The organism is Streptomyces sp. NPDC088747 (assembly GCF_044751025.1).
Taxonomy (GTDB): Bacteria; Actinomycetota; Actinomycetes; order Streptomycetales; family Streptomycetaceae; genus Streptomyces.
Window position 1 is genome coordinate 246,774 of sequence record NZ_JBIVKZ010000009.1, and the last position, 24,760, is coordinate 271,533.

At 70.0% G+C, this 24,760-nt stretch carries 18 protein-coding genes, 1 pseudogene and 1 riboswitch; of the genes and pseudogenes, 8 read left to right on the forward strand and 11 right to left on the reverse strand.

Going from position 1 to position 24,760, the window contains the following annotated elements:
• Nucleotides 1-126: 126 nt before the first annotated feature.
• From ACIP79_RS22665 to ACIP79_RS22675, 3 genes are all read right to left on the reverse strand, one after another.
• Complete coding sequence (locus ACIP79_RS22665) at nt 127-891, reverse strand: M23 family metallopeptidase (protein ID WP_401226080.1); 765 nt, start codon at nt 889-891, stop codon at nt 127-129.
• Nucleotides 892-903: 12 nt separating this feature from the next.
• A riboswitch (cyclic di-AMP (ydaO/yuaA leader) is annotated at nt 904-1,064 on the reverse strand.
• A gap of 236 nt (nt 1,065-1,300) precedes the next feature.
• Complete coding sequence (locus ACIP79_RS22670) at nt 1,301-2,689, reverse strand: M16 family metallopeptidase (RefSeq protein ID WP_383682091.1); 1,389 nt, start codon at nt 2,687-2,689, stop codon at nt 1,301-1,303.
• Nucleotides 2,686-4,068 carry a M16 family metallopeptidase gene (locus tag ACIP79_RS22675; RefSeq protein ID WP_401226083.1) on the reverse strand — a complete coding sequence of 461 codons (1,383 nt, stop codon included), beginning with the start codon at nt 4,066-4,068 and terminating at the stop codon, nt 2,686-2,688. The genes ACIP79_RS22670 and ACIP79_RS22675 overlap by 4 nt, the downstream gene beginning before the upstream one ends.
• A 337-nt stretch (nt 4,069-4,405) precedes the next feature.
• Here ACIP79_RS22675 and ACIP79_RS22680 point away from each other — a divergent pair, with 337 nt between their 5' ends.
• Nucleotides 4,406-6,871 carry a DNA topoisomerase (ATP-hydrolyzing) subunit A gene (locus tag ACIP79_RS22680; RefSeq protein ID WP_401226086.1) on the forward strand — a complete coding sequence of 822 codons (2,466 nt, stop codon included), beginning with the start codon at nt 4,406-4,408 and terminating at the stop codon, nt 6,869-6,871.
• Between the two features lies 1 nt (nt 6,872).
• On the opposite strand, the gene ACIP79_RS22685 is transcribed toward ACIP79_RS22680, so the two are convergent.
• Nucleotides 6,873-7,949: a CobW family GTP-binding protein gene (locus tag ACIP79_RS22685; RefSeq protein ID WP_401226273.1), complete on the reverse strand. Its 1,077-nt coding sequence runs from the start codon at nt 7,947-7,949 to the stop codon at nt 6,873-6,875.
• 672 nt (nt 7,950-8,621) lie between these two features.
• Here ACIP79_RS22685 and ACIP79_RS22690 point away from each other — a divergent pair.
• Both ACIP79_RS22690 and ACIP79_RS22695 read left to right on the forward strand, forming a co-directional pair.
• On the forward strand, nt 8,622-9,179 hold the full coding sequence (locus tag ACIP79_RS22690) for a DUF6082 family protein (RefSeq protein WP_401226088.1): 558 nt from the start codon (nt 8,622-8,624) through the stop codon (nt 9,177-9,179).
• Between the two features lie 601 nt (nt 9,180-9,780).
• Nucleotides 9,781-10,017: a hypothetical protein gene (locus ACIP79_RS22695; protein ID WP_401226275.1), complete on the forward strand. Its 237-nt coding sequence runs from the start codon at nt 9,781-9,783 to the stop codon at nt 10,015-10,017.
• Between the two features lie 170 nt (nt 10,018-10,187).
• Here ACIP79_RS22695 and ACIP79_RS22700 read toward each other — a convergent pair whose 3' ends face one another.
• Complete coding sequence (locus tag ACIP79_RS22700) at nt 10,188-11,354, reverse strand: citrate synthase (protein ID WP_401226091.1); 1,167 nt, start codon at nt 11,352-11,354, stop codon at nt 10,188-10,190.
• 105 nt (nt 11,355-11,459) lie between these two features.
• Here ACIP79_RS22700 and ACIP79_RS22705 point away from each other — a divergent pair, with 105 nt between their 5' ends.
• From ACIP79_RS22705 to ACIP79_RS22720, 4 genes and pseudogenes are all read left to right on the forward strand, one after another.
• The gene (locus ACIP79_RS22705; RefSeq protein ID WP_401226093.1) at nt 11,460-12,737 is read left to right on the forward strand and encodes a citrate synthase; all 1,278 of its coding nucleotides are present in this window, start codon (nt 11,460-11,462) and stop codon (nt 12,735-12,737) included.
• A 99-nt stretch (nt 12,738-12,836) separates the two neighbouring features.
• The gene (locus tag ACIP79_RS22710; protein ID WP_401226095.1) at nt 12,837-13,781 is read left to right on the forward strand and encodes a sucrase ferredoxin; all 945 of its coding nucleotides are present in this window, start codon (nt 12,837-12,839) and stop codon (nt 13,779-13,781) included.
• Nucleotides 13,782-14,041: 260 nt separating this feature from the next.
• Nucleotides 14,042-15,658, forward strand: a pseudogene (locus ACIP79_RS22715) (ATP-binding protein); the annotation flags it as partial.
• 461 nt (nt 15,659-16,119) lie between these two features.
• Nucleotides 16,120-16,800 carry a response regulator gene (locus ACIP79_RS22720; RefSeq protein ID WP_401226278.1) on the forward strand — a complete coding sequence of 227 codons (681 nt, stop codon included), beginning with the start codon at nt 16,120-16,122 and terminating at the stop codon, nt 16,798-16,800.
• A 79-nt stretch (nt 16,801-16,879) separates the two neighbouring features.
• Here the strand turns inward: ACIP79_RS22720 and ACIP79_RS22725 are convergent, their stop codons facing one another.
• From ACIP79_RS22725 to ACIP79_RS22750, 6 genes are all read right to left on the reverse strand, one after another.
• Nucleotides 16,880-18,472: a cation acetate symporter gene (locus ACIP79_RS22725; RefSeq protein WP_401226098.1), complete on the reverse strand. Its 1,593-nt coding sequence runs from the start codon at nt 18,470-18,472 to the stop codon at nt 16,880-16,882.
• On the reverse strand, nt 18,469-18,957 hold the full coding sequence (locus ACIP79_RS22730; RefSeq protein WP_387184211.1) for a DUF485 domain-containing protein: 489 nt from the start codon (nt 18,955-18,957) through the stop codon (nt 18,469-18,471). The genes ACIP79_RS22725 and ACIP79_RS22730 overlap by 4 nt, the downstream gene beginning before the upstream one ends.
• A gap of 104 nt (nt 18,958-19,061) precedes the next feature.
• Nucleotides 19,062-19,745: a response regulator gene (locus tag ACIP79_RS22735; RefSeq protein ID WP_401226100.1), complete on the reverse strand. Its 684-nt coding sequence runs from the start codon at nt 19,743-19,745 to the stop codon at nt 19,062-19,064.
• Complete coding sequence (locus ACIP79_RS22740; protein ID WP_401226102.1) at nt 19,742-20,893, reverse strand: sensor histidine kinase; 1,152 nt, start codon at nt 20,891-20,893, stop codon at nt 19,742-19,744. The genes ACIP79_RS22735 and ACIP79_RS22740 overlap by 4 nt, the downstream gene beginning before the upstream one ends.
• A complete protein-coding gene (locus ACIP79_RS22745) occupies nt 20,890-21,417 on the reverse strand; it encodes a DUF1453 domain-containing protein (protein ID WP_401226104.1) in 528 nt (175 codons plus the stop codon). Before ACIP79_RS22745 ends, ACIP79_RS22740 begins: the two co-directional genes overlap by 4 nt.
• A 463-nt stretch (nt 21,418-21,880) precedes the next feature.
• Nucleotides 21,881-24,004 (reverse strand): type IIA DNA topoisomerase subunit B, encoded by a 2,124-nt coding sequence (locus tag ACIP79_RS22750; protein WP_401226106.1) that lies wholly within the window; start codon nt 24,002-24,004, stop codon nt 21,881-21,883.
• 443 nt (nt 24,005-24,447) lie between these two features.
• Here ACIP79_RS22750 and ACIP79_RS22755 point away from each other — a divergent pair, with 443 nt between their 5' ends.
• Entirely contained in the window at nt 24,448-24,678 is a 231-nt protein-coding gene (locus ACIP79_RS22755; protein ID WP_121406526.1) for a hypothetical protein, read from the forward strand.
• Nucleotides 24,679-24,760 lie beyond the last annotated feature (82 nt).

Sequence of the window (24,760 nt, forward strand, 5' to 3'; positions counted from 1 at the left end):
GGACAGGCGGACGTTCGAAACGACAAGGTCCCGGCTCGTTCGAACCGGGACACTTGTGAACTACGTACGCGAGGGCTCAGAGGTTCATTCGGCGCCGGTGATCAGACCCTCGTACCCTGCCGGTGATCAGACGCTCACGCCGTGCGAGCGGAGGTAGGCGACCGGGTCGATGTCCGAGCCGTACTCGGCGGTCGTGCGGGCCTCGAAGTGGAGGTGCGGCCCGGTGGTGTTGCCGGTGGCACCGGAGAGGGCTATCTGCTGTCCCGGGGTGACCGTCTGGCCCACGGCGACACCGATGGACGACAGGTGGCCGTACATCGTGTAGGTGCCGTCGTTCATCCTCAGGACGACCTCGTTGCCGTAGGCGCCGCCCCAGCCCGCGGTGACGACCGTGCCGGAACCGACCGCGTGGACCGGGGTGCCGGACGCCGCGTGGAAGTCGACGCCGGTGTGGCTGCCCGAGGACCAGAGGCTGCCGCCGGTCTTGTAGCCGGTGGAGACGTACGAGCCGCTGACCGGCGTGACGAAGGTGTTGAGGCGCTTGCGCTCGGCCGCGCGGGCGGCGCGCGTCTTGGCCTCGCGCTCCTCCTCGGCCCTCGCCGCGGCCTTCTTCTTCGCGGCCGCCTCGGCCTTGCGCAGCGCCTCGGCCTCGTCGGCGGCGTGCTGCTGGGCGGCGGCCTGCGCGTCGATCTGGTCGGCGATCGAGTCACCGATCGCGATGGCCTGCGTCAGGCCGGTCTGCTCGACGGAGTTGTCCGCGGCGAGCGCCGGGGCGGCCAGGGTGCCGAGGACACCGGTGGTGGTGAGCGCCGCGACGCCGAGGGCGTTCGTGGTCGTGCGCTTCACGCGGCTCGGGCGACGGTGCTTCCCTGTGCCACAGGTGAACGCCATGTAGGGGTTGATCCTTTCCTTCCCTCTCGCCTACCGGGTTAGCTGACGGGTTCGGAGCAGGAAGGTCTCCTACGGACCACCTCCGAAGAGGGCGTCCGATTCACCCCAGGGACTGCGTGTGGGTCCCCGGCTCCCCTGGCTCGCGCCACAGGGGGATTAGGCGATGGCTGTCCGGTGCCGCGGGCGCGGCGCACTGCCTGACGAACAGCCGGACCGACGCTAAACGGGACATCTTTCAATCAACAAACGGATCAACGGTTTTGTAGCGCACGCCACAGGGCAGACAGGCAACCTCCCTATCAATACGGACAAACGGGGGCCCAGGAGGCTCAACAGCCTCCTGGGCCCCCACGGGAGCGTGCCTCTCCGGTCCGCGCGGCCCGGCCCCGCTCCGCTCGGCTCGGTCCTGCTACTCCGCCGCCACCACGGTCACTTCACCGATTCCGAGAGCCTTGACCGGCTCCTCGATCGTCGCGGCGTCGCCCACCAGGACGGTCACCAGGCGGTCCACCGGGAAGGCGTTCACGGCGGCGGCGGTGGCCTCCACGGTGCCGGTCTCGGCGAGCTGCCGGTACAGCGTCGCCTGGTAGTCGTCGGGCAGGTGCTGCTCGACCTGGTCGGCCAGCGTCCCCGCGACGGCCGCCGCCGTCTCGAACTTGAGCGGCGCCACACCCACCAGGTTCTGCACGGCGACATCACGCTCGGCGTCGGTCAGACCCTCCGCGGCGAGGGTGCGCAGCACCTTCCAGAGGTCGTCGAGCGCGGGGCCGGTGTTCGGGGTGTCCACCGAGCCGCTGATGGCGAGCATCGCGGCGCCCGTACCGTCCGGCGCCGAACGCAGCACCTGGCCGAACGCCCGCACCCCGTAGGTGTAACCCTTCTCCTCGCGCAGGACACGGTCCAGGCGCGAGGTGAGGGTGCCGCCGAGGCAGTACGTGCCGAGCACCTGCGCCGGCCACACACGGTCGTGCCGGTCGGCGCCGATCCGGCCGATGAGCAACTGCGTCTGGACCGCGCCGGGGCGGTCCACGATGACGACCCGGCCGGTGTCGTCCGCGGTCACCGGCGGCACCGGGCGCGGCTCGGCGGACGAGCCCGTCCACGCGCCGAGCGTGTCGGCGAGCAGCGCGTCGAGGTCGACTCCGGTGAGGTCGCCGACGATCACGGCGGTGGCCGTGGCGGGGCGAACGTGCTTCTCGTAGAAGGCGCGTACAGCCGCCGCGTCGATCGCGGAGACCGTCTCCTCGGTGCCCTGGCGCGGACGTGACATGCGCGAGGTGGCCGGGAACAGCTCCTTGGAGAGCTCCTTCGCGGCCCGGCGCCCCGGGTTGGCGCTCTCGTGCGGGATCTCGTCCAGCCGGTTGCGCACCAGCCGCTCGATCTCGCTGTCCGCGAACGCCGGTGCGCGCAGGGCGTCGGCGAGCAGGTCGAGCGCCTTCGGAAGGCGGGAGACGGGGACTTCGAGCGACACTCGTACGCCGGGGTGGTCGGCGTAGGAGTCGAGCGTGGCGCCGCAGCGCTCCAGCTCGGCGGCGAACTCCTCGGCGGAGAGCTTGTCGGTGCCCTCGGAGAAGGCACGCGCCGTGATCGTGGCGACACCGTCGAGGCCCGCGGGCTCGGCCTCCAGGGGCGCGGCGAGCAGCACCTCCACGGCGACGACCTGCTGGCCGGGGCGGTGGCAGCGCAGCACGGTCAGGCCGTTGCCGAGGGTGGCCCGTTCGGGGGCGGGAAAGGCCCACGGCCTGGCCTCGCCGGCCTGCGGCTGGGGGTGGAACTCCATGGTGGCGAGCTCGGTCACTTCGCCGCCTCCTCGTCCTCGTCGGCGGTGTCCGCCGCGCTCTGGGTGCCTTCGGCGCCCTCGGTGCCTTCGGCGCTTTCGGTGGGCTCGTAGACCAGCACGGCGCGGTTGTCGGGGCGCAGGCGGGACTTGGCGACCTCCTGGACCTCCTCCGGGGTGATGTCCAGGACGCGCTGCACGGCGGTCAGGGCGAGCTGCGGGTCGCCGAACAGGACGGCGTACCGGCACAGTTCGTCGGCGCGGCCGGCGACGGTACCGAGCCGGTCGAGCCACTCGCGCTCCAACTGGGCCTGGGCGCGCTCCATTTCCTCGGCCGTGGGACCCTCCTCGGCGAACCGGGCGAGCTCCTCGTCCACGGCGGCCTCGATGACCGGGATCCGGACGTCACCGGAGGTCTTCACGTCGAGCCATCCCAGGGAGGGTGCTCCGGCGAGCCGCAGCAGGCCGAACCCGGCCGCGACGGCGCTGCGGTCACGGCGTACGAGCCGGTTGTAGAGCCGGGAGGACTCGCCGCCGCCGAGGACGGTCAGGGCCAGGTCGGCAGCGTCGCTCGCGCGCGTGCCGTCCTCCGGGAGGCGGTAGGCGGCCATCAGCGCGCGCGAGGGGACGTCTTCCTCGATGACCTCGCGCAGTTCCCCGCCCATGGTGTCGGGCAGGGCGCCGTCGCGCGGCGCGGGCTTGCCGTCGTGGCCGGCGACGGAGCCGAAGTACTTCTCGACCCAGGCGAGCGTCTGCTCCGGGTCGATGTCCCCGACGACCGACAGCACCGCGTTGTTGGGCGCGTAGTAGGTGCGGAAGAACGCGCGGGCGTCCTCCAGGGTGGCCGCGTCCAGGTCGGCCATCGACCCGATCGGCGTGTGGTGGTAGGGGTGGCCCTCGGGGTAGGCGAGCGCGGTCAGCCGCTCGAACGCGGTCCCGTAGGGGACGTTGTCGTAGCGCTGGCGCCGCTCGTTCTTGACGACGTCCCGCTGGTTCTCCATGGACTCGTCGTCGAGCGCGGCGAGCAGCGAGCCCATGCGGTCGGCCTCCAGCCAGAGGGCGAGCTCCAGCTGATGGGTGGGCATGGTCTCGAAGTAGTTGGTCCGCTCGAAGCTGGTCGTTCCGTTCAGCGAGCCGCCCGCTCCCTGCACCAGCTCGAAGTGGCCGTTGCCCTTCACCTGGCCCGAGCCCTGGAACATCAGGTGCTCGAAGAGGTGGGCGAGGCCGGTACGCCCCTTGACCTCGTGGCGCGAGCCGACGTCGTACCAGAGGCACACCGCGGCGACCGGGGTCAGGTGGTCCTCGGAGAGCACCACGCGCAGGCCGTTGGCCAGGCGGTGCTCGGTCGCTGTCAGCCCGCCGGAGCCTGCCTCAGCTGTGGCCGTGTGACCCATGGGCATGTACGTCCCTTCGATCGCGGAAAACTACGGATTTCCTGTCGGTCCTGCCACTGTATGCAAGCGCGCGGACCGCTGGCGAAGTTCCCGCACCTCGTACGCCGAGAGCGAGAATCGCGTACGGATTCCGTGAGGCGGGAGCGGTGAACTCCCGGCCGCCCCCGTACACCCGGAGCGCGTCCCGGAGTGTGTCCCGAGCACCGCGCGAGACCCTCCGAACCGCCCGCCGGGCGCCTCGACGGACGGGTCGTGGTCCACGTTGTCAGTACGGCGGTCCACAATGGTGCGCGTCAGAACCCGTTCATGCCCCGGCAGAGACTGTGAAGGAGCCGCAGCAGCGATGGCCCGCCGCAGCACGAAGACCCCGCGACCCGATGACAACGCCGACTTCGAGGAGCGCATCCTCGACATCGACGTCGTCGACGAGATGCAGGGCTCCTTCCTCGAGTACGCGTACTCGGTCATCTACTCCCGAGCCCTGCCGGACGCCCGCGACGGCCTCAAGCCCGTGCACCGCCGCATCGTCTACCAGATGAACGAGATGGGCCTGCGCCCCGACCGCGGCTATGTGAAGTGCGCCCGCGTCGTCGGCGAGGTGATGGGTAAGCTCCACCCGCACGGCGACGCGTCGATCTACGACGCGCTGGTACGCCTGGCGCAGCCCTTCTCGATGCGGCTGCCACTGGTCGACGGCCACGGCAACTTCGGCTCGCTCGGCAACGACGACCCGCCCGCCGCCATGCGTTACACCGAGTGCCGGATGGCCGACGCCACGTCGCTCATGACCGAGTCCATCGAAGAAGACACGGTCGACTTCGCGCCGAACTACGACGGCCAGGAGCAGGAACCGGGCGTCCTCCCGGCGGCGTACCCGAACCTGCTGGTCAACGGCGCGTCGGGCATCGCGGTGGGCATGGCCACGAACATGCCGCCGCACAACCTCGGCGAGGTCATCGCGGCCGCCCGCCACCTGATCCGCCACCCGGGCGCCGACCTGGACACTCTGATGAAGCACGTCCCGGGACCCGACCTGCCCACCGGCGGACGGATCGTCGGCCTCTCCGGGATCAGGGACGCGTACGAGAACGGCCGCGGCACCTTCAAGATCCGTGCCACGGTGTCGGTGGAGGACGTGACGGCCCGCCGCAAGGGCCTCGTCGTCACCGAACTGCCCTTCACCGTCGGCCCGGAGAAGGTGATCGCCAAGATCAAGGACCTGGTCGGCGCCAAGAAGCTCCAGGGCATCGCCGACGTGAAGGACCTCACGGACCGCATGCACGGCCTGCGGCTGGTCATCGAGATCAAGAACGGCTTCGTGCCGGAGGCGGTCCTGGAGCAGCTCTACAAACTGACGCCGATGGAGGAGTCCTTCGGCATCAACAACGTGGCGCTGGTCGACGGCCAGCCCCTCACCCTCGGCCTCAAGGAGCTTCTGGAGGTCTACCTCGACCACCGCTTCGAGGTCGTACGCCGCCGCAGCGAGTTCCGCCGCACCAAGAAGCGCGACCGGCTGCACCTGGTCGAGGGCCTCCTCGTCGCCCTGATCGACATCGACGAGGTCATCCGCCTCATCCGCTCCAGCGACAACTCGGCACAGGCCAAGGAACGCCTGATCGAGCACTTCTCGCTCAGCGACATCCAGACGCAGTACATCCTGGACACGCCGCTTCGCCGACTGACCAGGTTCGACCGCATCGAGCTGGAGTCGGAGCGCGACCGGCTCAACGGCGAGATCGACGAGCTGACCGGCATCCTGGACTCGGACACCGAGCTGCGCAAGCTGGTCTCCACCGAACTGGCCGCGGTGGCCAAGAAGTTCGGCACCGACAGGCGCACGGTGCTGCTGGAGTCCGCGGGCTCCACCACCGCGACAGTCCCGCTCCAGGTGGCGGACGACCCGTGCCGGGTCCTGCTGTCCTCCACGGGCCTGCTCGCCCGCACGGCCAACGGCGATCCCTTCGGAGAGGCCGAGGAGGACAAGCGCACCAAGCACGACCTGATCGTCTCCGCGGTGCCCGCCACGGCCCGCGGCGAGATCGGCGCGGTCATCTCCTCCGGCCGCCTGCTGCGGCTGAACGTGATCGACCTCCCGCGGCTGCCGGAGACCGCGTCGGCGCCCAACCTCTCCGGGGGCGCGCCGATCACGGAGTTCCTGTCCTCCCTGGAACCGGACGAGACGGTGATCTGCCTGACGACGCTCGACGAGTCGTCGCCGGGCCTGGCGATCGGCACGGAACAGGGCGTCGTGAAACGCGTGGTCCCCGACTACCCCTCGAACAAGGAGGAGTTGGAGGTCATCACGCTCAAGGACGGCGACCGGATCGTCGGCGCGGCCGAGCTGCGTACGGGCGAGGAGGACCTGGTCTTCATCGCGGACGACGCCCAGTTGCTGCGTTACCAGGCGTCCCAGGTCCGCCCGCAGGGCCGGGCGGCAGGCGGCATGGCCGGCATCAAGCTCACCGAGGGCGCGAAGGTGATCTCCTTCACCGCGGTCGACCCGGCGGTGGACGCGGTGGTCTTCACGGTCGCAGGCTCGCGCGGCACCCTGGACGACTCGGTCCAGACGACGGCCAAGCTGACCCCCTTCGACCAGTACCCACGCAAGGGCCGCGCCACGGGTGGCGTGCGCTGCCAGCGGTTCCTGAAGGGCGAGGACTGCCTCTCAATCGCCTGGGCGGGCCCGGCACCGGCACGCGCCTCGCAGAAGAACGGCACCCCGGCAGAGCTCCCGGAGATGGACCCGCGCCGTGACGGCTCGGGCGTGTCCCTGGCGAAGACGGTGGGAGTGGTGGCGGGCCCGGTGTAAGTCAGAAAACCGTTTCGGACCATTCCTGCTCTACGGGGATGTCCTGTACGTAGCGTAGGACGCCCCACATGCTGTGCTCGTCGGCGTGTGAGGCGTCCTCTTCGCATGCCTCCAGTTCCTTGGCCAGAGCGGGCGTGTCGATGCCGGAGCCGATGAGGACGAGCTGGGTGCGCCGTTCACCGGTACCGGCCGCGCGGGCCCAGGGCTCCGGGTAGAAGCGCAGAAACCTTCCGACGGCGTGCACGGCGTACCGGTTGCCGCGGTCGTGGGCGCCGAAATCGACGTACCCCTTGATGCGGTAGAGCCCTTCGGGCCTGCTGTCGAGGAACTCCATCAACCGCCGTGGGCTGAGCGGGACTTCGGAGGTGAAGGAGAGGGATTCGTAGGCGGAGTGCAGGTGGCCGGCGTGGTCACGCCGCCCGGCGTCTTCATGGTCCTTGTCATGCTGGTCGTGCTCGTGGAGATCGTCGAAGGACAGCTGGCCGACGCGTTCCTCATCCGGTCGGCGGTCGAAGAGGAACTCGGGGTCGACCCGGCCGTAGGTGGCGGGTACGACGGCGGCGCGGCCGGCGAGTTCCCGGACGACCCGGAACACTCGCTCGCCGTCCGGCGCCCGGTCGGTCTTGTTGACGACGACGAGATCCGCGAGGGCGAGATGCCGGTCGATCTCGGGGTGTTTCTCGCGGGTGCCGTCGAACTCGGCGGCGTCGACGACCTCGACGAGTCCCCCGTAGACGATCCGCGGATGCTCACTCGCGAGCACCATCCGCACGAGCTCCTCGGGCTCGGCGAGCCCGCTCGCCTCGATCACGATGACGTCGATACCTGCCGAGGGCCGGGCGAGCCGCTCCAGGTAGACGTCGAGCTCACTCGCGTCGACAGCGCAGCACAGGCATCCGTTCCCCAGCGAGACGGTGGAGTCGCCGAGCGCCCCCGCCACCGCCATGGCGTCGATCTCGATCGCCCCGAAGTCGTTGACGATCGCCCCGATCCGGCTGCCTCCGCCACGGTGCAGCAGGTGGTTGAGCAGCGTGGTCTTACCGGAACCGAGGAAGCCGGCGAGGACGATGACCGGGATCTGCGGCGGCGTGGTCGCGTCGGCGGTAGGGGGTGTGTCGGGGGTAGGGGGTGTGTCGGGGGCGGGCTGTACGGCAGAGGTCTGCTGGGTGCCGGGGGTCTGCTCCGGAACCGGGGCTTGTCCCGTGACCGGGGCCTGCTTCGTGCCGGAGGTCGGGGGCTTGCCCGGGGCGGGCTGTACGCCGGAGGTCAGGGGGGTGCCCGGGGCCGGCCGCGTCTCCGGGGCCGGTTGCCGGGTGCCGGGGAACGCCTGCGGGCTGGGGAACGCCTGCGTGCCGGGCGTCAACTGCGGGCCGGGGGACGGCTGCGGAGTGGGCAGACTCAACGTGCGACCTCTTTCGCACCGGCGCGTACACCGGCTCGGGAGCGGCTCCCGTACGAGGGCGGCTCACGCACCGGCACTCGTACGAGGAATGAATGCCGACCCAGGATACGAGTGGGAGGAATCGCCCCGAAGTGAACGATTGTTAGCGGCGCTCGCGGGGCACACGTTGGACATGGCGCCGGTGAACGCCACCCGCACATCCCTCCGTGCGCCTCTTCTCCGCCTCCCTGCCGATCAGAGCCACTCGGCACCCTGGGAGACGGCAAGCGCCGCCCATCGCTCGCCGGTCCCCTTCAGTCGACCCAATACCCGACGACCGGCGGAACGGTCGCTAACTCGGGGGTTGACATGACCACACAGAGGACTGGCATACGGGGGCTGCGCGCCGTCGCCGCGGCGGGGATGGGCCTGGTGACAGGAGCCCTCGCCACGTGGACCGCGCAGCGGCACGCGCTCGACTCAATGCACACGCGCATCGATTCCCTGGAGCAGGACGCACAGGCACAGCGCCAGACCAATCTCGCCCATCAGCAGCGCCTTCACTGGGAGCTGTTGAGCAAAGCAATGGACGACCCCGAACTGGCCGAGGTACTGGATACCTACGACGGCACCGTCCCGCCCAGGAAGCAGCGTCAGTTCCTCTTCGCGAACGCGCTCTACACGAACGCGTTCTGCTACTACCGCATGGGCAACATCAGCCGCGAGGAGTTCTTCGGCTTCGCCCGGGGCATCCTCCAGAACCGTGTCTTCCGCGAGTACTGGTACGCCACACGGCCGCACCGGGCAACGCTCATCGACACCTCCGAGGAGGCCGAGATGGGCCGCATGGTCGACGATCTGCTGCGTCAGCTCGAAGAGACGGACATCGACGAGTGGTGGGTGGTGGGGGAACCTCCGGCCGAATAGAGGCGACCGTGACGCGCGCCGCACTCACCGCGTTGGACGGGAAGTTCGCACCGCTGCGCTCTGGGATCACACGGTCGGGCGATAACGAACTCATAAATCGAGCCGTTGCCCCTGTTGCCAACAGGGTTGACTGCACGCGACCGCGTAAAGGTCATCCGCCACCGAAAAGTCGCTCCATGCCGCCGGTCGTCGAGGTAGCAGCCCCACAGGGTCGCATCGCACCGCCACAGCGCGCAGGCCATGAGACCAAGGGGAACTAGTGAGTCAGATCATCCGTCGGCTGGGCACGCCTCCAAGCCTTCGAGGGAGTGCGTCCGGGCAGAACTGCCCGGACATCTTCGAATTGACCGACGGGAACTTCGCGCTGATCGGCATGGACGCCACGGAGACACTGAAAACCGGGCTCCCCTCCGACGCGAACCGCGGCGCGAACGGGCGCGTCGTGCTGCTCACCCGCGAAACCCTGATTCACGCCAAAGGCGACATCCCGGCGGTCTCGCCGGTTTCCGACGCGTCGCTCGTGCCCCTGGGCACAGCTCCGTCAGGAGCCGTCGGCGCCAGGCTCGCGCCACAACCCGCAGCAAGGGAAGGTCGACATCAGGTGAAAATCGAACGACGCCTAGGGCCGCCGCCCGCCAAGCGAGGCAGCCTCAGCGGAGAAACCTGTCCTGACATTTTCGAGCTGAGCGACGGACGCTTCGCGATCATCGGCAGCGAGGCCACGGAGGCACTCGACGCGGAGTTGCCCCCCGACGCCTCCCGCGGCGAGGACGAGCGCATCGTCGTCATCAGCCGGGAAACACTGATTCGCGCCAAGGCCGACATCCCGGACGCCTGACGGCACCGACCGCAGACGAGTGGATGTGAGATCCCGGGCTCGGCAGCGAACCGGCCTGTCGAGCCCGCCCCGGCTTGTGATTCGAGGTCTGCACAGCCGGGGCCGGCGCCCGCACCCCTGGCGGAGCGGCCCCGCCCTCTGCGAGGGCGGCCGGATGCCGGATGCCCGGTTCACACCGCCTGCGGCACCCCCACCGGCGCCACCGGCCCCACATACCGGGCCGCCGGTCGGATGATCTTCGAGTCCTGCGCCTGTTCCAGGATGTTGGCGCTCCAGCCGACGACCCGGGCCGCGGCGAAGGTGGGGGTGAACATCTCGCGGGGGAGGTCGCAGAGTTCCATGACGACGCCGGCGTAGAACTCCACGTTGGTGTGCAGTTCGCGGCCGGGCTTGAGTTCGGCCAGGATCGCTTCCACCTGGTGCTCGACCTCGACGGCGAGGTCAACCAGTGGGCCGCCGAACTGCTGGGCGATCTCACGGAGCATGCGCGATCGGGGGTCTTCCGTGCGGTAGACGGGGTGCCCGAAGCCCATGATGCGATCGCCGGCGAGGACGCGTTCGCGGATCCACGGGTCGATCCGGGCGGGAGTGCCGATCGCGTCGAGGGTGTCCAGCGCGCGACTCGGGGCACCACCGTGGAGCGGGCCGGAGAGAGCCCCCACGGCACCGACCAGGCAGGCCGCCACGTCCGCCCCTGTAGACGCGATCACCCGCGCGGTGAACGTTGACGCATTGAATCCGTGGTCAATGGTTGAGATGAGGTATTGCTCGACGGCCCTCGCGCGCGTGGCGTCCGGCTCCGAACCGGTCAGCATGTAGAGGTAGTTGGCGGCATACCCGAGATCCTCGCGCGGCTCCACCGGTTCCAGCCCCTGCCCCAGCCGGTACAGCGCGGTGAGCAGCGTGGGTACGGCCGCACAGGCGGCGAGGGTGTCCGCGCGACGCCGGTAAGCGTCGATGTCGTACACCGGCCGGAACCCGAGCGAGGCCCCCAGCAGGGACAGCGCGGTGCGCAGTCCGGCGAGCGGCCCGGAGTGCCCGGTCGCCTCGGCGACGGCCGGCAGGGCGGCGCGCACGGCGTCCGGCAGTCGGCGCAGACCGGCGGTCCGCCTCGTGAAGTCGGCGCGCTCGGCCGCATCCGGCAGTTCCCCGTGGACGAGCAGATGCCAGACGTCCTCGAAGCCGCGGGTCCGCGCGAGTTCGACGGCCGAGTACTGGCGGTAGTGGTAGAAGCCCTCCAGCCCCCGGACGTCGCCCACTTCGGTGTCGGTGACGACGACGCCCGCGAGTCCTCGCGGTACGTCGACAGAGGTGTTCGCGGCCCGGTTGCTCGACATGTTTCCTCCCTGGACACCTGTACTTGATCCGACTGTCCATGCTTGACTAGATCTCTGTCAATATTGATCCAATCAATACAACGATCCATGGATACGGTGGCGCACATGAGGGATCAAGAAGTGACAGGACCGACGGGACCGACAGGACCAGGTGACGAAGGCCGGCGGCTCAGCACCAAGGAGGCCGCGGAGCTCCTCGGCGTGAAGCCGGAGACCGTGTACGCGTACGTGAGCCGCGGCCAGCTCGGCAGCCGGCGCGAACCCGGCGGCCGCGGGAGCACCTTCGACGCCGAGGAGGTCACCGCGCTCGCGCGGCGCAACAGGCGGGACACCGGCGGGAGTCCGAGCACCGGGGGCGAGCTGTCCGTCCGTACCGGCATCACCCTGATCAAGGACGATCGGTACTACTACCGCGGCGTCGACGCGACGGAACTGGCGGCACGGCACTCCTACGAGGAGATCGCCGAGTGGTTGTGGACCGGAGAACTGCGCCCCGGCGTCCTGTTCAGCGCCCCTGAGACAGCCGTCACCGCGGCCCGCCAGGCGGTCGACGCACTGCCCGAGCACAGCGGCCCGACGGACCGACTGCGGGTCGCCGCGATCGCCGCCTCCGCCAACGACCCCCTGCGCTTCGACCTCTCCGAGAACGCCGTCCTCGGCACCGCGCGCACCCTCATCCCCACCCTCGTCGCCGCCCTCCCGCCGATGCGGTACGACCCGGTGGACGACGGCCCGCTGGCCCGCCGACTCTGGACACGACTCAGCGGCCGTATCCCTGACGAGGTGTCACTGCGTGCACTGGACGCGGCACTTGGGCTGCTGGTCGACCACGACCTGGCCGCCTCGACGCTCGCGGTCCGGGTCGCCGCGTCGGCCCGGGCGCACGCCTACGCGGCCGTGTCGGCGGGCCTGGGCGTCCTGGAGGGCCCCCTGCACGGTGCGGCCAGCGGACTCGCGCACCGGCTGCTCCTCGACGTCCTGGAACAGGGCAACGCGGCCCCCGTGGTCGCCGACGAACTGCGCGCCGGGCGTCGCGTCCCGGGGCTCGGTCACCGGCTCTATCCCCGTGAGGATCCACGCGCGCGTGCCCTCTTCGCTCTCCTGAAGGCCGTCCCCGGCGCGGGGCCCGCCCTGGCGGCTGCCGACGACATCGTGACCACCACGGCCCGCCACAGGCCGCTGCACGCCAACATCGACCTGGCGCTCGCCGTCCTGACGGTCGCCTCAGGCATGCCCGCCTCCGCCGGCGAGACCATCTTCGCCATCGCCCGTTCGGCGGGCTGGATCGCCCACATCCTGGAGGAGTACGGAGAGCGCCCCCTGCGCATGCGTCCCAGTGGTCGGTACGTGGGCGCGCGGCCTCCGCAGCCACTCCCCGGGTGAACGCCCCCGCACGCCGAAGCGCGCCGTAAGCGCCCGACACACGCCCCTGATCGCGCGGCCGGAAGTCGCCCCGGCGCAAGTCAGGTTAGGCTCACCTCTGTGAGTACGTGCACGACCGCGTCCCGGCACCTCGACGAGCCCCTCGCGGGGACCGCGGCCACCGCGAGGACCTGGCTGCTGCTCGAACAGCCCGGTCCCTGGGGTGCCAAGGCGCTCACTTCGAGCCACCTGGACCCCGCGCTCGGGCGTGCCCTCGAAGCCGCCGCGGCTGACAACGGCGTACGGATCGCCCTCATCCGGCGGCCCGGGCCGCACGCCGACTTCGGTCCGCCCGCCGAGCGCCGGGTGTACGCGGCACACACCGCTCCGGGAAACGTGTGGCTGCACGGCGCCACGATCTGCGACCCCGAACAACTGCTCGACCTCGATTTCACCGCGCTCGGCAAGGGCGACCCCCACACCTTCGACGCGTCTCTCGGCGGCGGCCCCCATACGGGCGACCCGCTCGCCCTCGTCTGCACCAACGGCAAGCGCGACCGCTGCTGCGCCCTGCTCGGCCGCCCCCTCGCCGCCGAGCTCGCCGCCTCCGGTGTGGACGGCGCCTGGGAGGTCACCCACCTCGGCGGCCACCGCTTCTCGCCCACCCTGCTGGTCCTGCCGTACGGATACGCCTACGGGCGGGCGGAGGCCCACGCCGTCAAGGAGATCCTCCAGGGTGTCCGGGAGGGCCGTGTCGTCACCGAGGGCTGCCGCGGGAACTCCGCCTGGGAGCGGCCCGGACAGGCGGCGGAGCTGGCCGTTCGTACGGCTGCCCGGGAGCACACCGCGGACGTCCTGAGCGTCGTGCGCACCGACGGTTCGGCCCCACGCTGGGAGGTGACCGTCGCCCACGCCGACGGGCGGGTCTGGCGTGTCGTCGTCGCCCAGGGCACCTCGCTCCCGCCACGCCCGGAGAGCTGCGGCTCGCCCCTGGGTTCACCGGCCCGGATGGATGTGGTGGCGGTACGGGAACTGGTCCCGGCGGCCGTTCCCATGCCCTGCTGATCCGCCCCGCCCTGCTGATCCACTGTGCCCTGCTGAGGGATTCCAGGCTTCGGCGGGTCGACGTACGGCCTGCTCACCGACGTACGCACCTCCGTGGCACGTCGCCAGGTACGCCGCCAGCCAGGTCGCGCGGATCCACTCCCGTGCCGTGAGCCTCGCGGAGCGCAGCTCAAGGCCTCGCCCCGGCGCTCGAACCGGAATCAAGAGATCCATGCCACACCCCTACGGCGGACCTCACTCATCGCCGTACCGTCATAGGCATGAGCCCCACTCCCCCCGCGCGACGACTGCGCCTCGGTCTGCCGCGGCGGGTGTTCTCGCAGGTGCTGCTGATGCAGGTGGCGATCGCCGCCGGGGTCGCCGTGCTCGCGACCGGGCTGTTCCTCGCTCCGCTCAGCGCACAGCTGGACGACCAGGCGATGCGCCGCGCGCTCGCGATCGCGCAGACCACGGCGGTCCAGCCGCAGATCGTCGAGGACCTCCGGACGACCCGGCCGTCCGTGGGCGGGCCCGTACAGGCAGAAGCGGAGCGGATACGGCGGGCCAGCGGGGCCGAGTACGTCGTGGTGATGAACATGGCCGGCGTGCGCTGGTCGCACACCGACACCGCGCAGATCGGCAAGGTCGTCTCCACCGACCCCAGCCAGGCCCTGGCCGGCGCGGACGTCATGGAGATCGACGACGGCACCCTGGGCCGCTCCGCCCGAGGCAAGGTGCCGATGCGGGATGCGGACGGCGACATCGTCGGGGCGGTCTCGGTGGGCATCGAGTACGACAGTGTGCGGGCCCGGCTGATCCACGCGATCCCCGGGCTGCTGGCGTACGCGGGCGGAGCACTGGCCGTCGGCGCGCTGGCCGCGTACCTGATCTCCCGGCGGGTCCAACGGCAGACCCGTGACCTGGCCTTCTCCGACATCTCGGCGCTGCTCGCGGAGCGCGAGGCAATGCTGCACGGCATCCGGGAAGGCGTCGTCGCGCTGGACCGCGGCGGGCGCGTACGCCTCCTGAACGACGAGGCGCAGCGCCTGTTGGGGCTCGACGCGGAGGCCATCGGCAGGCCGCTCGACGACGCGCTCGGACCGGGGCGGACGACCGACGTGCTGGCCGGCCGCGTGACCGGCACCGACCTGCTCACCGTCCGCGGCGAACGCGTCCTGGTCGCCAACCGCATGCCCACGGACGACGGCGGCGCCGTGGCCACGCTGCGCGACCGCACGGAGGTGGAGCAGCTCGGCCGGGAACTCGACTCCACCCGCGGCCTGATCGACGCCCTCCGCGCCCAGGACCACGAGCACGCCAACCGGATGCACACACTCCTGGGCCTGCTCGAACTGGAGATGTACGACGACGCCAAGGAGTTCGCCGGCGAGGTCGTCGGTGACCACCGGGTCACTGCCGAACAGGTGACCGAGAAGGTCCACGATCCGCTGCTCGCCGCCCTGCTGGTCGGCAAGTCCTCCGTCGCCGCCGAACGCGGCGTGGCCCTCTGGATCTCCGACACGACCCACCTGCCGGACCGGCTGGTGGACCCGGGGGGTCTGGTCACCGTCGTCGGCAACCTGGTCGACAACGCCCTCGACGCCGTCGCGGGCACGCTCCACGCGCGCGTGGAGGTCGAACTGCGCGCCCAGGGCCGTACCGCCGTACTTCGCGTACGGGACACGGGACCTGGAATCCCGCACGACCGGTGGGAACTGATCTTCACGGACGGTTGGTCCACCAAGAAGCCTCCCGCCCATGGCAGGCGGGGAATCGGCCTCCCCCTGGTACGCCGTCTCGCCGAACGGCAAGGCGGCAGCGCGCGGGTCGCCGAGGCGGACGGCGGAGGCGCGGAGTTCACCGTCGTACTGCCGGAAGCGCTCAGGGAACCGGTGCCCGCGATGGGGGCGGACCTGGGGCCGGCGTCGGGTTCCGCGCTGGAATCCGGCCCGGAACCGGAATCCGGCCCAGGAGCGGAGTCGAACCTCGCGTCGGAGTCGGGTCAAGCATCCGCGGCGGCCGATGCGCCAACCGCAGGCCGGGCGGCCGGTGCCGGGCAGACGCCCGCCGCGGGAGACCTGCCCGGTCCAGGTCACCCGCCCGTCGCTGGGCACACACCGGGCAACGGTCACGCGCGAGCCGAAGAGGCTCCGGACCCCCCGGAAGTCACGGTCGACGGCACTCCGGACCCGGCTCTCACCCCGGAGGCTGGCCTCGCACCGGCGACGGACCCGCGACCCTTTCCCGAGCCGCACTCGTCTCCGCAATCTGCGGCCGTCAACATCACCACCGTGGAGACCACGACCGTGGAGACCATCGCCACGGACGCCACCGCCATAGACGCCAGGGAAGGGTCGTGATGATCGAGGTCCTGGTCGTGGACGACGACATCCGGGTCGCGCGGGTCAACGCCGCGTACGTGGCGAAGGTGCCGGGCTTCCATGTGGCGGGCGAGGCCCACAGTGCGGCCGAGGCGCTGAGCCTGATGGAGGGGCTTCCCCATCTGGACCTGGTCCTGATGGACCACTATCTGCCGGACGACACGGGCTTGGCGGTCGTCCAGGAGATGCGCCGACGCGGTCACCAGACCGACGTCATCATGGTGACCGCCGCCCGTGACATCTCGACGGTCCAGGCGGCGATGCGGCAGGGCGCCCTCCAGTACCTGGTCAAGCCGTTCGCCTTCGCGGGCCTGCGCGCGAAGCTGGAGGCGTACGCGGATCTGCGCCGCACCCTCGACGGCGGCGGCGAGGCCGAACAGGCGGAGGTGGACCGGATCTTCGGCGCCCTGTCGGCGACTACGGAGACGGACCTGCCCAAGGGCCACTCCCCCACGACCGCGGAGCTCGTACGCCGCGCGCTGGTGAACTCCGAGGGCCCACTGTCGGCTCAGGAGATCGCGGAGCAGACCGGGTTGAGCCGACAGACCGCCCAGCGCTATCTGAAGCTCCTGGAGCGCACGGGGCGGGCCAGGCTGACCCTGAAGTACGGCGACGCGGGCCGCCCGGAGCATCGCTACATCTGGGCGAGCCATACCTGAGGACACGACCTCGGGGCAGGTCCCGCCTGAGGACGAGGCCGCCCGAGAGGGAATCTCCCTCCAGGTGGCGTCTGCACCCTCAGACCGCCCCCGCGCCCGTCAAGGACCGCACCTCCGTCTCCGCGTGCTTGGCCTCGTCCGGTGGATCCGCCGAAGTGACCGTGCCCAGCCAGCCCGCGAGGAAGCCCAGAGGGATGGACACGAGGCCCGGGTTCTGAAGCGGGAAGTACTGGAAGTCGGCGTCCGGGAACAGCGATTCGGGGCTCCCCGACACCACGGGTGACAGCAGTACGAGCAGCAGCGCGGGCACCAGGCCCCCGTATACGGCCCACACCGCGCCGCGGGTCGTGAAGTTCCGCCAGAACAGCGAGTACAGCAGCACCGGCAGGTTCGCGGACGCGGCCACCGCGAAGGCGAGGCCCACCAGGAAGGCCACGTTGAGATCGCGGGCGAGCAGGCCGAGCGCGATGGCGACCACGCCGATGCCGACCGCCGCGGTGCGTGCCACGGCGACCTCGCTGCGCGGCTTGGCACGCTTTCGTCTCAGTGACGCGTACAGGTCGTGGGCCACGGACGCCGAGGACGCGAGGGTGATTCCCGCGACGACCGCGAGGATCGTGGCGAAGGCGATGGCGGCGACGATCGCGAACAGAACCGTTCCTCCGGTGGAGTTCGCGCCGCCGCCCAGATCGAGGGCCAGCAGCGGAACCGCCGTGTTCCCCGCCGCGTTCGCACCCCGCACCGCCTCCGGACCGACGATCGCGGCCGCGCCGAACCCCAGCACGAACGTCATCAGGTAGAAGCTGCCGATGAGGCCGATCGCCCAGACCACCGAACGTCGGGCGGCCCGCGCCGTCGGAACGGTGTAGAAGCGCGACAGGATGTGCGGCAGCCCGGCCGTGCCCAGCACCAGCGCGAGCCCCAAACTGATGAAGTCGAACCGTGCTGTCCAGTCCCCGCCGTACCTCAGCCCAGGCGCCAGGAACGCGTCACCGTGTCCGCTCCGGTCCGCCGCCGAACGCAGCAACTGGTTGAAGTCCCCGTGGAATCGGACCATGACCAGCACGGTCAACGCGATGGCCCCGGCCATCAGCAGGACCGCCTTCACGATCTGGATCCACGTGGTGGCCCGCATCCCTCCCATCGACACATAGATCACCATCAGCGCGCCCACGCCGATCACTGTCCAGTTCCGCGCAGCCTCGCTCGTGCCTCCGAGCAGCAGCGCGACCAGGCTGCCGGCGCCCACCATCTGCGCCACCAGGTACAGAACGGACACGGTCACCGACGAAGTTCCCGCCGCGATCCGCACCGGCCGCTCGTCCATTCGGGCCGCGACCACGTCGGCGAGCGTGAACCGCCCGCAGTTGCGCACCAGTTCGGCGACCAGGAAGAGGACCACGAGCCAGGCCACCAGAAAGCCCACCACGTACAGGAGGCCGTCGTAGCCGAAGAGCGCGATCAGACCCGTGACGCCCAGGAAGGACGCCGCCGACATGTAATCCCCGGAGATGGCAAAACCATTCTCCATGGGCGAGAACAATCGGCCGCCGGCATAGAACTCCTCCGCCGAACCGTGCCGGTTACGGCTCACCCACGTCGTGATCGCCAGCGTCACCGCGATGAACACGCTGAACAGCAGCAGCGCCAGCGTCTGATGGTTACCGCTCATCGCTCACCACCCCTGGCGCTCCTCGTCAGCTCCTGGGTGTCCCAGCGCAGATCGAGCGCGGCCCGGTCCCTGCGCAGCCGCGCATGCCGCGCGTACGCCCAGGTGAACAGGAAGGTGGTGAGGAACTGTCCGAGCCCCGCGACCATCGCGACGTTCACCGCGCCGGCGACGGGCCGGGCCATGAAGCCGGGCGCCGTCGTCGCGGTCACCACGTAACCCACGTACCAGGTGAAGAAGACAGCGACGCCCGGGATCACGAACCTTCGGTACCGGCTGCGCACCTCCTGGAAGGCCGCGCTGCGCTGCACCTCCAGATAGACGTCGCCCGCCCCGCCCGTCCGACGCTCCTGCTCCGGGCGCGCGGGCGGCACGGTGGGAGCGGGCGCGCCCGTGCCGTCCAACTCACCCCAGCCGGAGGCAAGCGCGTCGTACCAGGGGTCGTCGAACCGGACCTTCCCGGTTTCACGACCGTCGTGCTTCTCCACCGAACTCTCCTTGTCCGCGGCCCGTTTCGGCCGCGTGCTCAAGGATGTGCAGATCGGGAAGATCCCGGACTCTTCTCCCCGCGCTCTTCACTCCATCAGGTGACTCACCTTGCCGGTGGCCGTACGAGACCCTTGCCATAGGCGTAACGGACCGCCTGAGCTCGGTCCTTGACCCCCGTCTTGGCGAAGAGGTTGTTGATGTGGGTCTTCACCGTCGCGGTGGAGACGTGCAACTCGCGGGCGATCTCCTGGTTGGTCAGTCCCTCGGCGATCAGCAGCAGCACTTCGGTCTCGCGCGCCGTGAGCCCGTCCGGGGCTTCCGCGGGCGCGAACGGCTCCGGCTCCGACAGCCGCTCCAGCAGTCGGCGTTGGACACTCGGCGAAAGCCCCGCCTCCCCGGAGAGCACACTCCGCACGGCACGGACGATCTCCTCACCCCCGGCGTCCTTCGTCAGGTAGCCCCGGGCTCCCGCTCTGAGCGCGGGAAACAGCGACTCGTCGTCCTCGTACGTGGTGAGCACGACGACCTGCGTCCCCGGATACTCGGCGCGGATGCGCCGGGTCGCCTCGACACCGTCGCAGCGGGGCATGCGCAGATCCATCAGCACGGCGTCCGGAGCGAGTTCGGCGACAAGCGCCACGGCCTCGTTCCCGTCCCCTGCCGAACCGACGACCTCGATCCCTGGCAACAACCCCAGCAGCATCACGATGCCCTCGCGCACCACGGTCTGGTCGTCCACCACCAGGACCCGGGCCGGCTTCCTCTCCCCCTCCTGCGCCTCCGTCATACGGGCACCTTCAGCGTCACCACGAACCCCTCCTCGTCCGGCCCGGCATCGAGCGAGCCGCCCAGCAGCTCGGCCCGCTCCCGCATGCCCAGCAGACCGTACCCGGCACCGGAGCCGCTGAGATCTCCCGGCGACCCGCCGGAGTCCCGTACGTCCAGGGTCACTTCGTGCTCGCCGTAGTCCAGTCGCACCTGGACCTTGGCGCCCGGAGCGTGCTTTCGGACGTTCGTCAGGGCTTCCTGCGCGACCCGGCGCACCGCCTGCGAGGCCTCGGCACGCAACAGCTGCCGTTCACCCGTCACGGTGACATCGGCACCGTCGGTCGTCGCGACGAGCTCGCTCAGGAAGTCCTCCACGGGGGACATCTCGCCACGCAGGGCGGACAGCGCCTGCCGGGTCTCGGCGAGTCCTTCGCGTGCCATCCCCCTTGCCGCCACGACCCGTTCGAGGATCGTGTCCCGGTCGCCACCCCGCTCGATGAGCAGACGGGCCGCCTCCAGGTGCACCATTTGCGCCGAGAGGCTGTGCGCCAGCACGTCGTGGATCTCCCGGGCGATTCTGGCCCGCTCCGCGAGCGCCGCGGAATCCGCCTTCGCCGCGAGCGCAGCACGCTCCTGCGCCAGCAGTCGTTGCGCACTTCCCCGCGCCTCCGCGTCGAGGCGCAGCACGTACCCGACCAGAGCGAGCCCCGCTGTCGTGGCGGCGGTGGTGAGCCAGACATCGTCGTTGACCGCCGCGTAAGCCCCGAGCGCCACGGACGTGGCGGGCAGCGCCGCCACGAGAGGCAGTCGTTCGATGGCGCTGACGGCGCATCCGCACCACAGAACGAGGGCCGGTATCCGGAATCCGACACTCTGGCCAGCCGTCGCCAACCCCAGCAGCAGGGTGAGCAGCCCCAACGAGGGCAGCAGGCGGTGCTCGAGCGTGGTCCGCCAGAAAGCCCAGGCCGCGACTCCGCAGGCGATGACTCCCAGCACACCCGCCGCGATGCCCCAGCCGTGCAGATCACTGTCGGTGAAGGTCGTCCCCAGCAGGATGGCGAGGGCACCGGCACGCGTGGCCCAGCCGAGCATCCGCCGGGGGCGGGCCACTTCCGCCCGGGAGAGTGCCTCGCGGGAGGGCCAGCGTGTCCAGACGTTCTCCGTCATGCACGCTCCTTCCACGGGGCTCCGGGCACGCCGTCACCGTACGCCGCACTCTGGAGGCTCGCCGGGTGCAGGGTTCGCGACCTCCAGGCCAGAACTCCGGAGCGGACCAGGAGCGTGGCGGCGAGTGCCACCAGCACCATGGCGGTGGTGTCCTGGTGCACTCCGAGCAAGGACCCGATGCCGAACAGGCCCACGCGGAGACCTATGCCGACGACCCATACGGCGACGCTCGCCCTGGTGCCCTTGCCCCACACGGAGCCGTCCGGCGCCGCCCATATCCGGGTGGTCCACGCCCAGCCGGCACCGGTCGCCAGACCGATCAGCAACTCCGTACCCAGCAGGAGAACGGCCTCGGCCTGATGGTGCGCGTCGATCACCCCGGGCTCTCGGAGAGCTATGAACCCCAGCACGGCAGGCAGGACCCACCAGCGTTTGTCCGCGCTGATCTGTTGCGCGCGGAACTGGCGCACGATCACCAGAGCGACAACGGCGAGGATCGCCAAGGCATTGACCAGCCCAGACATCACGGCCTCCGTGAGCGAGAAGAACGGGTACCGGCAGCGGGAGCTGTCGACGCCTTCGACGCTACGGAAATTGGCTGGTCAGCAGGTCGGCGCCAGGGTGGATCACGGGTGGATCTCCAACCGGAGCGGGCCTCCACCCGTGGGTGGAGCGCGCAGCCCTGGCTTGATCAGCAGTACGCGACCGCCCTCGGACAGAGGCTCGTGAGCCCCGGACCGTGGAGTCCCCGACCGTTGAGCCCCGGACCATTGAGCCCCGCCAGGCCGGTCGCTCGCACTCCCCTCAGCGGAACCGGACAATCCACGCAGACCCGCTCCGGCACGCCTTGACTCCTCGCCCCGAACGCAAGCTCCGCCCGAACGCAACGGTGACGCACCTGTCTGGGGCCGAGAAGGCCAAGCCCAGCAGCAGCGCTTACGCATGGATCTCCAGTACTTACACCTCGACCCCCGCCTGCGCCCCCGCCTACGCGTCGATACGGGACCGATCCAACGTCGCCGCCGAGCTGGAGATGAACTCCTTGCGCGGAGCCACGTCGTTCCCCATCAGCAGGTCAAACACCTGCTCGGACGCGTCCAGGTCGGAGATGTTGATCCGTCGCAGGGTCCGGTGACGGGGATCCATCGTGGTCTCGGCCAGCTGGTCGGCATCCATCTCGCCGAGGCCCTTGTACCGCTGGATCGAGTCCTTGTACCGGACGTTCTTGCGCTGGAGCTCGAGCAGCGTCTCCCGCAGCTCCCGGTCCGAGTACGTGTAGATGTACTTGTCCTGCCCCTTCTTGGGCTGGCTGAGCTCGATGCGGTGGAGCGGCGGCACCGCCGCGAACACGCGCCCCGCCTCGACCATCGGCCGCATGTAGCGCTGGAACAGCGTCAGCAGCAGGCAGCGGATGTGCGCACCGTCGACATCGGCGTCGACAAGAAGAATGATCTTGCCGTAGCGCGCCGCGTCGATGTCGAAGGTCCGGCCGGACCCGGCTCCTATGACCTGGATGATCGCCCCGCACTCGACGTTCTTCAGCATGTCCGTCACAGACGACTTCTGAACGTTGAGGATCTTTCCGCGGATCGGCAGCAGCGCTTGGAACTCGGAGTTCCGGGCGAGCTTGGCCGTACCGAGCGCCGAGTCGCCCTCGACGATGAACAACTCGCTGCGCTCCACGTCGTCGCTGCGGCAGTCGGCGAGCTTGGCCGGCAGCGAGGAGGACTCCAGGGCCGTCTTCCGACGCTGGGCGTCCTTGTGCTGACGGGCCGCGATCCTCGTACGGGCCGCGGCGACGGCCTTCTCCATGACGACCCGAGCCTGTGCGGCCGCGTCACGCTTCGCCGAGGTCAGGAAGGCCTTCAGCTCCTTGGACACCACGTTCGTCACGATGCGACGCGCGGCGGAGGTGCCGAGGATCTCCTTGGTCTGGCCCTCGAACTGCGGCTCGGCGAGACGCACCGTCACGACGACGGTCAGACCCTCCAGGGCATCGTCCTTGACGATGTCGTCCTCGGCGACGCGCAGCAGCTTCTTGGCGCGCAGCACCTCGTTCATCGTCTTGGCGACAGCCTGCTCGAATCCGGCGACGTGCGTGCCGCCCTTGGGCGTGGCGATGATGTTCACGAAGGACCGCAGGGTCGTGTCGTACCCGGTGCCCCAGCGCATCGCCACGTCGACACCCAGTTCCCGGGTGACCTCGGTCGGCGTCATCTGCCCGTGGTCGTCGAGGACCGGGACGGTCTCCTTGAAGCTGCCCTGTCCGGAGAAGCGGAGGACGTCGCAGACCGGCTTGTCGCTCGCCAGGTACTCGCAGAACTCGCTGATCCCGCCGTCGAAGCGGAAGGACTCCTCGCCCTTGCTGCCGCCCTCACCGAGGCCGTACTCGTCGCGCACGACGATGGTCAGCCCCGGCACCAGGAAAGCGGTCTGCCGAGCGCGCTGGTGCAGGTTGTCCAGGGAGAGCTTGGCGTCCTTGAGGAAGATCTGGCGGTCGGCCCAGTAGCGCACGCGCGTGCCGGTGCGGTTCTTGTTGATCCGCTTGAGCTTGCGCAGCCCGCTCGCGGCGTCGAAGGGGGCGTCGGGGCCGACGCCCTTGAACTCTCCCGGGGTGCCCCGCCGGAAGCTCACCGCGTGGGTGTTGCCACTGCGGTCCACCTCGATGTCCAGGCGCGCGGAGAGTGCGTTCACCACGGAGGCACCTACGCCGTGCAGGCCTCCGGAGGCCGCGTACGAGCCGCCTCCGAACTTTCCGCCGGCGTGCAGCTTGGTCATCACGACCTCGACACCGGAAAGGCCGGTTTTGGGCTCCACATCCACCGGAATGCCGCGCCCGTTGTCCCGCACCTCGACCGAGGCGTCGTCGTGCAGGATCACCTCGATGTGGTCGCAGTAGCCGCCCAGGGCCTCGTCGACGGAGTTGTCGATGATCTCCCAGAGGCAGTGCATCAGACCGCGGCTGTCGGTGGACCCGATGTACATGCCAGGGCGCTTGCGTACGGCCTCGAGCCCCTCAAGGACGAGCAGGTGCCGCGCGGTGTAGTTGGAACCGTCCCGGTCTGCTCCGGTCAGCAACGCTGTGGACGGCACGGACGTCTCGGCGGTCACGCAGTTCGCTCCTCGCTGAATTTCAGATGGGGCCCTTTTGGGTAAGGCCGGGCTTCGGTCGCCGCTCAGAGGGTACCGAGGCCTGGTAGAGCCGTTGTAACGCCACCCTCGCATGAAACTCACACTAGTCCAGGGTCGCATGGGTGTTCGATCCCTCGATGGAGTGAAGTACATATCACGTTCCCTTCGGGGCATGAACCATTTAGGCTCCGGGCACGTCCTCAAGAACAACCGGCAAGCCAGCCGGGAGGACCGGCCCCCCTGACAGACAGCGCGAACCCGTAAGACACGAAGACACGTAATACGGCCCATTCGCCGCCACCTGGCAGCAGCCAGCCGCCCTGGAGAGAAATTTTCGAGGAAAGGCCACGAGCGGGAACGTTTTCGGCCTGGTTGGATGTTGACCCTGGTACGACAGCTCGTCGAGCTAGAGAAGAGGCGACGTGACTACTGTTCTGACCCCCGCGAGCCCGCTGACGGCCGCAGACCGCTGCGACCGTTGCGGCGCCCAGGCATATCTGCGCGTCGTCCTCCTGAGCGGCGGAGAACTGCTCTTCTGCGCCCACCACGGTCGCAAGTTCGAGCCGGAACTCAAGAAGATCGCCGCTGAGATACAGGACGAGACGGAGCGACTGACGTCCGTTCCGGAAAGCGTCAACGACGAAGAACGCTGACACTTCGCATCAACGACGAGCGGGTGCCGGCATCAGGCCGGTGTGCGGGCGGCCACTCCCTGGACACAGGGAGTGGCCGCCC

Bases quoted from the DNA above. Each gene is read 5' to 3' on its own strand.
- ACIP79_RS22665 (WP_401226080.1), bottom strand. From the start codon at position 891: ATGGCGTTCACCTGTGGCACAGGGAAGCACCGTCGCCCGAGCCGCGTG.
- ACIP79_RS22675 (WP_401226083.1), bottom strand. From the start codon at position 4,068: ATGCCCATGGGTCACACGGCCACAGCTGAGGCAGGCTCCGGCGGGCTG.
- ACIP79_RS22680 (WP_401226086.1), top strand. From the start codon at position 4,406: ATGGCCCGCCGCAGCACGAAGACCCCGCGACCCGATGACAACGCCGAC.
- ACIP79_RS22690 (WP_401226088.1), top strand. From the start codon at position 8,622: ATGACCACACAGAGGACTGGCATACGGGGGCTGCGCGCCGTCGCCGCG.
- ACIP79_RS22700 (WP_401226091.1), bottom strand. From the start codon at position 11,354: ATGTCGAGCAACCGGGCCGCGAACACCTCTGTCGACGTACCGCGAGGA.
- ACIP79_RS22705 (WP_401226093.1), top strand. From the start codon at position 11,460: ATGAGGGATCAAGAAGTGACAGGACCGACGGGACCGACAGGACCAGGT.
- ACIP79_RS22720 (WP_401226278.1), top strand. From the start codon at position 16,120: ATGATCGAGGTCCTGGTCGTGGACGACGACATCCGGGTCGCGCGGGTC.
- ACIP79_RS22725 (WP_401226098.1), bottom strand. From the start codon at position 18,472: ATGAGCGGTAACCATCAGACGCTGGCGCTGCTGCTGTTCAGCGTGTTC.
- ACIP79_RS22735 (WP_401226100.1), bottom strand. From the start codon at position 19,745: ATGACGGAGGCGCAGGAGGGGGAGAGGAAGCCGGCCCGGGTCCTGGTG.
- ACIP79_RS22740 (WP_401226102.1), bottom strand. From the start codon at position 20,893: ATGACGGAGAACGTCTGGACACGCTGGCCCTCCCGCGAGGCACTCTCC.
- ACIP79_RS22745 (WP_401226104.1), bottom strand. From the start codon at position 21,417: ATGTCTGGGCTGGTCAATGCCTTGGCGATCCTCGCCGTTGTCGCTCTG.